This window comes from Atribacteraceae bacterium (assembly GCA_035477455.1).
Taxonomy (GTDB): domain Bacteria; phylum Atribacterota; class Atribacteria; order Atribacterales; family Atribacteraceae; genus DATIKP01.
Genome location: DATIKP010000025.1, coordinates 1 through 7,543, shown reverse-complemented (window position 1 = coordinate 7,543; position 7,543 = coordinate 1). Strand labels below are relative to the sequence as shown.

At 51.3% G+C, this 7,543-nt stretch carries 8 protein-coding genes and 1 pseudogene; 3 read left to right on the top strand and 6 right to left on the bottom strand.

The genetic code is table 11. The features are described from left to right. The 6 genes and pseudogenes from VLH40_01290 to VLH40_01265 all read right to left on the bottom strand — a co-directional run. Positions 1-434: ATP-binding cassette domain-containing protein (locus VLH40_01290; protein HSV30642.1), on the bottom strand; the 434-nt coding region annotated here is incomplete at its 3' end. A 3-nt stretch (positions 435-437) separates the two neighbouring features. Beyond that, positions 438-1,271, bottom strand: coding sequence for an ABC transporter permease (locus VLH40_01285; protein ID HSV30641.1), 834 nt, complete (start codon positions 1,269-1,271; stop codon positions 438-440). Further along, positions 1,256-2,149, bottom strand: coding sequence for an ABC transporter substrate-binding protein (locus VLH40_01280; GenBank protein HSV30640.1), 894 nt, complete (start codon positions 2,147-2,149; stop codon positions 1,256-1,258). The genes VLH40_01285 and VLH40_01280 overlap by 16 nt, the downstream gene beginning before the upstream one ends. Positions 2,150-2,171: 22 nt before the next feature. Then, entirely contained in the window at positions 2,172-3,140 is a 969-nt protein-coding gene (locus VLH40_01275) for an ABC transporter substrate-binding protein (protein ID HSV30639.1), read from the bottom strand. 79 nt (positions 3,141-3,219) lie between these two features. After that, complete coding sequence (locus VLH40_01270; GenBank protein HSV30638.1) at positions 3,220-4,362, bottom strand: PLP-dependent aspartate aminotransferase family protein; 1,143 nt, start codon at positions 4,360-4,362, stop codon at positions 3,220-3,222. A gap of 164 nt (positions 4,363-4,526) precedes the next feature. Beyond that, positions 4,527-5,078 (bottom strand): annotated as a pseudogene (locus tag VLH40_01265) (nucleotidyltransferase substrate binding protein). Positions 5,079-5,653: 575 nt separating this feature from the next. On the opposite strand from VLH40_01265, the gene VLH40_01260 reads away from it, so the two are divergent. From VLH40_01260 to hgcB, 3 genes are read left to right on the top strand one after another with little or no spacing between them, the layout of a single operon-like run. Further along, positions 5,654-5,989: a metalloregulator ArsR/SmtB family transcription factor gene (locus VLH40_01260; GenBank protein ID HSV30637.1), complete on the top strand. Its 336-nt coding sequence runs from the start codon at positions 5,654-5,656 to the stop codon at positions 5,987-5,989. Then, the gene (gene hgcA / locus VLH40_01255) at positions 5,982-7,067 is read left to right on the top strand and encodes a mercury methylation corrinoid protein HgcA (protein HSV30636.1); all 1,086 of its coding nucleotides are present in this window, start codon (positions 5,982-5,984) and stop codon (positions 7,065-7,067) included. Before VLH40_01260 ends, hgcA begins: the two co-directional genes overlap by 8 nt. Positions 7,068-7,080: 13 nt before the next feature. Then, on the top strand, positions 7,081-7,368 hold the full coding sequence (gene hgcB / locus VLH40_01250; GenBank protein ID HSV30635.1) for a mercury methylation ferredoxin HgcB: 288 nt from the start codon (positions 7,081-7,083) through the stop codon (positions 7,366-7,368). The last annotated feature ends 175 nt before the right edge of the window (positions 7,369-7,543 follow it).

Genomic DNA, 7,543 nt, shown 5'->3' with positions numbered 1-7,543 from the left:
ACCCTGTCCTTCTTTGCCACCCCGCGTAAGCCCAGCGCAAACAGCACGTTTTCCAGGGCGGTCATCCACGGGAATATGGCATAGTCCTGGAAGATCATAGCCGTGTCAAACTTGGGTATGTCCTTGAATAAGCTGTTAGCGATGGGCGAAAGGAAGCGGTATTTTTTCTGGTATAGTTCCATCTCCTTACGCGTACTGGGTAGCGGTTCCAGCACGCGCTCGCCGTCTATATAAATCTCACCCTCGGTGGGGGCTTGCAGCCCCGCCAGTATTTCAAGAAATGTCGATTTACCGCAACCACTTGGCCCGACAATGGCTACAAACTCCCCATCTTCGATCTTCAATGATACCGATAATACTGCGGTGCTCCCCTCGGCCGTTCCCTGGGGATTGATAACCGGGAAAAACCTGGTGATCCTTCTCGCTTCTATCATACCCTATCTTCCCACTTTCCAGAGAGCAAGCTTGGCTTCTAGGTATTTCATAATCTCGATCAAAAACCAGCCAATGAACCCCAGCAGCAACATACAGGCTACCATCCGGTCTATGCGGAAAAAGTCTTTGGATTCGACCAACAACCATCCTATGCCGCTAGAGGCCCCCACCATTTCCGATACGACCAGCATCACCAGCCCCAGAGCTATCCCTATCTTTATCCCCATGACTATGAAGCTCAAGGCATGGGGTATGTACACCCTCTTTATCAAGGTAAGCTCGCTGGCCCCAAAAACCCTGGCCGAGGCAATATAGCGCGGGTCGGTGTCTTTAACCCCCTGATAGGTGTCAAAAAGCACGGGATAAAACGCGCCCAGAAACACCAGGAATACCTGCATGGGCAAACCTATACCAAATAATATGATGGTTATGGGTACCCAGGCCGGGGGAGGGATAGGGGCTAACATCTGGAAAAGCGGCAGGGTATGGCGGCGTAGAAATATATTCCATCCCATCAGTATCCCCAGAGGTATGGCTGTGGCGATAGCCACCATCAGCCCGAGAAAAAACCTCAACTGGCTTATGCCTGTATGCCCTAAAAGATCATGGTTTATAAGTAGATCCCAGAAGGTTACCGCTACCACTGAAGGAGGGGGTACCAGGGTAGCTGGCACCACACCAAGCCGCGGGAGGGCTTCCCACAGGATGATGAGGGGCACAAACACGGTAAAAAATTCCATCGTGAAATTGTTTTTCGCCACCCCCGTAAAGAAGGCGGATAGCTCCTTGCGTATCAGATTCAAGCCCCTGGTTTCATACATCAGTTTGCGGTCCAAATCCAACTCCCCAATTCCTCGGCAAGCTCCGGCCCAATCCCCAGATAGTGAGCCAGCGGAAATCCCTGTTGCAGTTCCAGTGGAAACTGAGTATGCTCCATTATGGCATAGCGGATGTCCTCCGCCGGCTTTTGGGATGCCGCAAGCAAGGCGACATCCAATTCCCTGACCAGTCGGGACTCCAGATCTTTGATCAGCATAAAATACTCGACCTGGGCCAGGTACTCAGGGCAACAGGCATCACCCGGCGCGACGTCCCAGTTTTGATACAGGATTTTATGCCCCTCGGCCTGGGCCAGCAGCGCATAGGAGGACCTGGTCAGCATGGCGTCCACCTCCCCCGCCTCCAGCGCCGGCAACATGGTTTCAAACGCGGTATACACAAAGTTTATCTTCTCGCTATCTACTCCCTGTCTTTGGGCATCATGCTTAAACTGGGTAAGTAGAATGCAATACCTCGATCCTGCCGCAATAGTCATTCCTTCCAGATCGCCAAGCCTTATATTGAGATCCTCCCGCACTACCAGAGTGGCTCCAAACGTAAAGTTAACGGTGCCGGCGATCTTGATCTCCAGTTCATCATGCTCATTGATCAACCGGAACGACCGGGATGGCTCTAAAAACGCTACATCCACCCTACCGGCCAGGAGTGCATACCCCGCGTCGGAGGAGGAGCCAAACCGCTTCAACTCGACTCTTAAGCCTCTATCCGCAAATATGCCCTGCTGGACGGCCACATACAGGGGAGCAAGATGCGGGGTGCCGGTATACCCGATCCTGATCACCCCGCCATCCCTGTCACCGGGCGTACGGGCAGCCAAAACTAGCAAAGATACCGCAACAACAATAATCGCGATGGCAACATACGGCTTTTTCATGCCCTCTCAATCCTTCTATGCTTCAATCCCAGGTTATCCCCCTGAATTCGGGCGCAAACATATAACCCAACGGGCACTCCCGGATATGACCCATCCTAACGAGCTCGTCTCCTAACCGGCACAGACCTTCCTCATCCAGGCGGGTGGTAAATATGAGCCGGGGGTTCCCGTGGATGATCGCCTCCCGGGGAGCCCCGGTGGGTACATGGGCTATCTCTACGATGTCCTCGGCCACCGGATCGGCGTTAATGATGGCGTTGGCCTCATCGATAGCCTTGATCATCCGGCGCAGTGCATCGGTATTGTCCGTTATAAACGCCTTCCTGGCGCTGATGGTACGGCAGGGTATAGCCTCGGCAGCCTCCCTGAACATAACCCTAAAACCGGCCAGTTCCGCAATGCTGGCATGTGGTTCCTCCAAGATGGCCCCGTCTACCTGTCCGGCTTCCAGAGCGGCAATGGCAGCCCCTCCGGCCAGCGTAACCAGGTTAAATTCAACTCCCGCATCCCCGGCGGCATTGCTTATGGCAATGACCGCTTCACAAGACGGCGATATGCCCGCGATGGTCTTGCCCGCCAGATCCTCATAGCCCTGTATGGGCGAATCGGCCGGAACCAGCAGCACCGAAGTGCAGGGGATCTTGACCTGGGCTATGGTCCTGATAGGCGCCCCTCCCGCTATGGCCGCAATTGCCACCGTAGGGCAACTCCAGAATACATCGGCGGTACCGGTGATCACGGCGTCTCTTGCCGCAGACAGACTTTCCACGCTGATGATCTCCACCTCCAGCCCATACTTCGTAAAAAGCCCTTTTTCTTGCGCGACATACAGGTTCAAGTGATGAGTCGTGGGAGCATCGGCTACCACTATTCGGGTAACACTGTCCTCGGGAACTTCCGCAGGAGTGGGCGGCAACAGCATTGCTACCCCCGCAATTATCCCGATGACCAGGACTATCCCAACAAGAAGCAAAGTTAATTTCTTAGGCATTTTGCCCCACCTCTCTGGTTTCTTTCTATCTTTACCCTTACACTCCCGGTACTCGGAAAATAGATTTTTAGCCACTCTTCTAACCCTGCTGCAGTGCCTGCTGTAAGTCTTCAATCAAATCATCGATATTTTCCAGACCTATTGATAACCTGATTAAATCGTCGGTGATTCCCACTCTCGCCCTGTAATCCTCGGGCAGCGAGGCGTGGCTCATTGTCGCCGGGTGCTCGGCAAGGGAGTCAACACCCCCCAGCGATTCCGCCAGGGAAAAGACCTTGATTCTTTTCAGAAAGCTACTAACCCCCTTAACTCCCTCATTTAATTCCAATGACACCATGCCACCAAATCCCTTCATCTGTCTTCGGGCAATTGCATGTCCCGGGTGAGATGCCAGACCGGGATAAAACACTCTCTTAACTGCCGGGTGCCCGGCTAGATATTCGGCCACGGCCTTGGCATTCTCTTCGTGTTGCTTCATCCGTACCGGAAAGGTCTGGATTCCCCGCAGCACCAGCCAACAGTCAAAGGGGGAGGCACAGGTTCCCAGGGCGTTGAGGAGAAATTGAACTCTCTGAGTCAGTTCATCAGTAGTGGTTACTACGGCACCCCCGACAACGTCACAGTGCCCGTTGAGATACTTGGTTGTGGAATGTACCACCAGGTCAACCCCATACTCGATGGGCCTCAAAAGATAGGGAGTGGCGAAGGTATTGTCCATGACCGTCATCAATTTATGGCGCTTAGCAATATCTACCGCCATCTCAATATCAACGATATTCAGTAGCGGGTTGGAGGGAGTCTCCAGCCACAACAACCTGGTATTGGACTTTATCGCCTCTTCAATCCTATCTCTGTTATCCATTCTCAAAAAGGTGAACTCCAACCCGAAGTCGCGCATCACCTCCTGAAATAGCCTATAGGTTCCCCCATAGATATCATCTCCGGAGATTACGTGGTCGCCTGCCTTAAGCAAATGGAGGACAGTGGCTACGGCAGCCATGCCGGTAGCCAGGGCGAATCCCGCCTTTCCACCCTCGAGCTGGGCAATGGTATCTTCCAGCACCTTTCGCGTCGGATTGGCCGTGCGCGAATAATCATAGCCCTTAGTTTTACCCAAGTCCTCAAAGACAAAGGTTGAGGTCTGGTAAATCGGCACTGAGACAGCGCCATATGCTGTATCAGGTCTCTGCCCGGCGTGGATGGCTATTGTCTCAAATCTCATATATTACCTCCCTGGCTGAATTCCCTCACAATTTCTCACCTTCAGTCTCTTAACTAATCTTTCGGGACTGAGTCGCGACCCCGGTGAAAAACCGACCGAGGCATATTAGAAAACCTTTTTTACTCCCTTTCATTTACTACTATATCTATGGATTTAATAAACTATCAGGTTCGAAAAATTCTGTCAAGGGGTTTAAAGCAGGATATTAAAAAGAATCGCCATTCGCACAGCTTAAATTGTTGGATAGTATATCCGCAGCAGTTTGGGACCGTGGCACACGACCGGATGATACGTCTAAAATGCCGTCCTCTTAAGCTTGATCCAGGGTAGTTCCGGCGTATGACCGCAACGGCTGACCGCAGTGCTCCAGGAGGGCGTCCGGCGCTTCCAAACACCTGGGCCGCCGTGGATTCATCGTATGTGTGGGAGGTACGATTCCGGTCCTCAAGCATTTCAAACCAGAGATCAATGTCGTTGATTACGCCTGCCTCGTAAGCGGCCCGGATAGCCTGGCGGGGATAGTTCACTTCCTATACCTCTATCTTGGCCACCTTGCGAAGGAGTTTCCAGGCCAGTTCAAAGGTGCACTCAAAGCGTTGAATGATCGCATCGCGTACAATGATGGTAAAGGGTTCTGCCAAAGCAGATTCCAGGGTGGCGAGAGCCTGTTCAGTCGTCTTTAAGCGAAAAGCGAGTTCTGCCTTTTTCCCTTCCATACTTCCACCTTCTTCAGCGCGTGCCTGGCAAAATCCTCTGAGGCACCCCGAAAATTTACAAGGTCCACTCTCCCCGGTATGGGTAGAGATCCTCCAACTCCTGACGAAGCCAACTCCTGACGAAGAGCTGCCAGAACGGCGGCAGGTACCGGTACGGCTGAGTCATACCCCACGTCGTAGTCGGAAAAAAGGCCTGCCGACCCGTCTACCTGAGAGCCAAACAGGAATATGTCTGCTTCGATGTCTCTGAAGGCTGCCAGAACCCGCTGGCGAATGGCCTCTTTTTCATAGAGAATGGTAATGATAAAAGGAATTTTGTCGGTGAGTAGTTTTTATTTTGCTCGAAAATGCAGCAATACTGCGGGTCTTCGGGCTTTCTGCTTTCCGCTTTTACCTCGCCAGGAGTTGGTTTCTCAGAAATATGTCTCCCTCTCTCTTCATGGTGACATTTTCGGTCCGCTTACAGGGTGACAATATCACGGTCCGACGACAGGGCGTCGTTTTTTCACATTGACATTTTCCGATTTGGGGCATATAATGTTCACATTGAAGTCCTTAGATTTGAGGTGTAAGTTATGGAAAAATATTTGGGACATACAAAAGTGTTCAAAGCACTGGGCGACCCCAAAAGAGCCATGATTGTAGATATGCTTTCCTGTGAGGAGTTATGCGCCTGCATGATTTTAGAGAAGTTTGAGATGTCTCAATCCACCCTGTCCCACCACATGAAGCTACTGTGCGGATGCGGGCTTGTCAGGAGTAGAAACGAAGGCAAATGGACGTACTACTCGCTGGATGCGGATACAATCAGCAAAACAAAGCAATTTTTCTGCGACATCACCTCCAATGAGGAAAACTGCATCTGCAAGGAAAATGCGGATTGCTGCAAAGGATGTGATGAAAATGAGTAAAGAAGAACCCTGCTGTTGTTCGGTCGATGGTTGTTGTGATGAATCCATAACGCCGTATGACAAAAAAGATAAATGGGTAACGGGTGAAATCCATACTCCTTATGGTAACGTGCCTGTGGCTTCAGCGGATCTTCACTTCAAAGATACGCTTGAAGCGTGGAAGGTGCGCTGGGGCATAGGCAGAATGAATTATAAGATTAACCCTGGGCTTTATGCCGTGGGCAAGCCCGATCAAGCATCTCCCGTATTGGTCAGCGCAAACTATAAACTAACATTTGATACCTTGAGAAAAGAACTTTCAGGATTAAATTGTTGGATTATGATACTCGATGCAAAGGGCATCAACGTCTGGTGCGCCGCTGGTAAAGGCACGTTCGGAACTGATGAACTGGTGGGCCGCATATCAAAAACAGGGCTGCCTGAGATTGTTGCGCACAGGACATTGATCTTACCGCAGTTGGGAGCTACCGGCGTGAGCGCCCATGAAGTGACCAGGCAAACCGGATTTTCAGTGGTTTACGGCCCTGTAAGAGCGCGTGACATAAAGGCTTTCCTTGATTCCGGCTTCAAGGCTACAGAAGAAATGCGTACCGTAAAATTTACGATGTGGGACCGGTTGGTTCTCACGCCTGTGGAGCTGGTGCAGGCCGCTAAGACTTCATTGATGGTTTTCGGAATATTATTCATCCTAAACCTTTTCGCGGCAAGACCCTTCGGGCTTGCGGATTTTATCGTTTATGCCGGCTCTGTAGTAGCGGGAACCGTTGTTACGCCCGTACTCCTTCCCATTATTCCCGGCAGGGCGTTCGCATGGAAAGGCTGGCTGCTGGGGTTGTGTTGGACGGCGGGGTTTATTTGGTTTAATGGATGGTTTGTTCCGGAATTCCTGCTTCTTGCTATAGGTTATCTACTGGTACTGCCGTCTTTGTCGGCGTTTCTGGCGATGAATTTCACAGGCTCGTCAACATATACTTCCTTCTCCGGCGTTATCCGAGAAATGAAAGTAGCGGTACCGTTGATCGTTCTTTCATCCGTCGCGGGGATTGTGCTGGTGTTAATAAAGAGACTGTCGGCTTAATTAGGAGGGCGCTATGAAACACAAGTATTTGAAAAACGTCGCAACGCTCCGTCTGTCGGTTGAAAAATGTATCGGCTGCGGAAGATGCGCGGAAGTTTGCCCTCATAGAGTGTTCAGCGTGGAAAATAAAAAGGCGCGGATAAAAGACCGGTGTATGGAGTGCGGCGCTTGTGCGAAAAACTGCCCTGTAAATGTTATCACAGTTGATGCCGGAGTCGGATGCGCCTATGCCGTGATTATGGGTTGGCTTACCGGAAGCGAGCCGAGTTGTGATTGTTCAGGCGGCGGAGAATGCTGCTAAATAATGTGGAAGGTGTGTTTTATGAGTAAAGAGAGGACAGCAAGTATCGGGTTTTTTGAGAGGTATCTGACCCTATGGGTTGCCTTGTGCATGGTTGCCGGTGTTCTTATCGGAAAATACGTACCTGGAATCCCTGATTTCTTAGGTAAATTTGAGTATGCACAGGTTTCCGTCC